We start from the raw sequence: 1716 nt of genomic DNA on the forward strand, positions 1-1716 counted from the left end.
GGCACCCTCTCCGGCACGCCGACCGCTGTCGGCACCTTCAACTTCACCGTCACGGCGACCGACGCCAACAGCTTCACCGGAGCTCAGGCCTACAGCCTGCAGGTCGATCCGAAACCCGTCACCTTCTCGCCAGCGTCGGGTGCCTTGCCGAGTGCGATTGTCGGCACGGCGTACAGCCAGACCGTCACTGCCGCCAATGGCACGTTGACGAGCGCGACCGGCCTGCCGAGCGGCCTCAGCTTCGACCCGTCGACCGGCCTCATCTCCGGCACGCCCATCTCTGCCGGTAGCGCCAACATCACCATCACCGCGACTGATGCGGGGAACGCCCCCGCTACGGTGAACTACACGCTCACCGTCAACGCCGCGCCGGTCGTGCTTTCGCCGACACCGGGCGCCCTGCCGAATGCCGCCGTGGGCGTCGCCTACGACCAGAGCATCACCATCACCAACGGCACCGCCACCCAACTCACCTCATACGGAAACCCACCTTACTGGGGGCTAACTGCCGAACTGAGCGCCAATGTCGTCCGGGTTCATGGGACGCCGCTGCAAAAAGGGCCCTTTCCCTACCCGCTCGCTTTCAAAGTGAAGGACGGCAACAACGTCGAGACGACCGTTCAGTATTCGATCACCATCGACGCCGCTCAGCCTGTCGTCTTCTCGCCGGCCGCGGGCGCTCTGGCTAATGCCACCGTCGGTTCAGCCTATAGCCAGACGATCACCGTCACCGGTGGCACCATCGTCTCAACCGGCCTTCTTCCCGACGGCCTCACGATGGACTTCTCCACCGGCACCATCTCCGGCACGCCGACCACCGTCGAGAGCCGCAGCTTCAACGTCAACGTGATGGACGGCGCCAGCCACATCGTCTCGGCTCAGTACAGTATTGCCGTCGATGCGCAGCCCGTCACCTTCTCGCCGGTCGCCGGCTCTCTGCCGAACGCGACCGTCGGTTCAGCCTATAGCCAGACCATTACGGTCACCGGCGGCACCATCGTCTCAACCGGCGCATTGCCCGCCGGCCTGACCATGGACTTCTCGACCGGCACCATCTCCGGTACGCCGACATCCGTCGAAAGCCGCAGCTTCAACGTCAACGTTCAGGACGGCGGCGGCCAGATCGTTTCGGCCCAATATTCGCTGACAGTCGAAGCGGCGCTGCCCGTCTTTACGAACGTCACGCCCTCCTCGGGCCCCGTGGCAGGCGGCAATCTGGTCGTCATCAACGGCGCCAATTTGAGCTCGGTGATCGAGGTGAGCTTCGTCGGCTATCCTGCCGAGATCTTGCAACGCACCGACACGGCGATCACCGTCAAGGTCCCGCCGTCCAGCCAGGGCCAGAGCGCCTGGGTTCAGCTCATCAGCCCCTATAACAACCCGGTCATTTACGACGCCTACAAGTACGTGGCACCGCCGGCGATCTTCACACCGGCCGCGGGTGCTCTGCCCGACGCCACGCTGGGTCAACCCTACAGCCAGACCATCACCGTCACCGGTGGCATCGTGCTCGGTTACACCAACCTGCCTGCCGGCCTGTCGATGGACACCACCACCGGCATCCTCTCGGGCACACCGATGGTGATCGGAACCACCAGTTTCGACCTGCAGGTCCAGGACAATAATAATGAGGTCGTCTCGGCGACCTACTCGATCACCGTCAAGGCCAAGCCGGCTATCGTCTCGCCGGCGGCCGGGCGTCTGTCCGACGCCAAG

General features: G+C 64.5%; 1 protein-coding gene. It reads left to right on the forward strand.

Annotated elements, in window-relative coordinates; all coding sequences use genetic code 11:
- A partial coding sequence (locus C0R46_RS20565; protein ID WP_198598428.1) for a putative Ig domain-containing protein occupies window positions 1–1716 on the forward strand: 1716 nt, incomplete at both ends.

This window comes from Mangrovicella endophytica, assembly GCF_002893625.1.
Classification (GTDB): domain Bacteria; phylum Pseudomonadota; class Alphaproteobacteria; order Rhizobiales; family Rhizobiaceae; genus Mangrovicella; species Mangrovicella endophytica.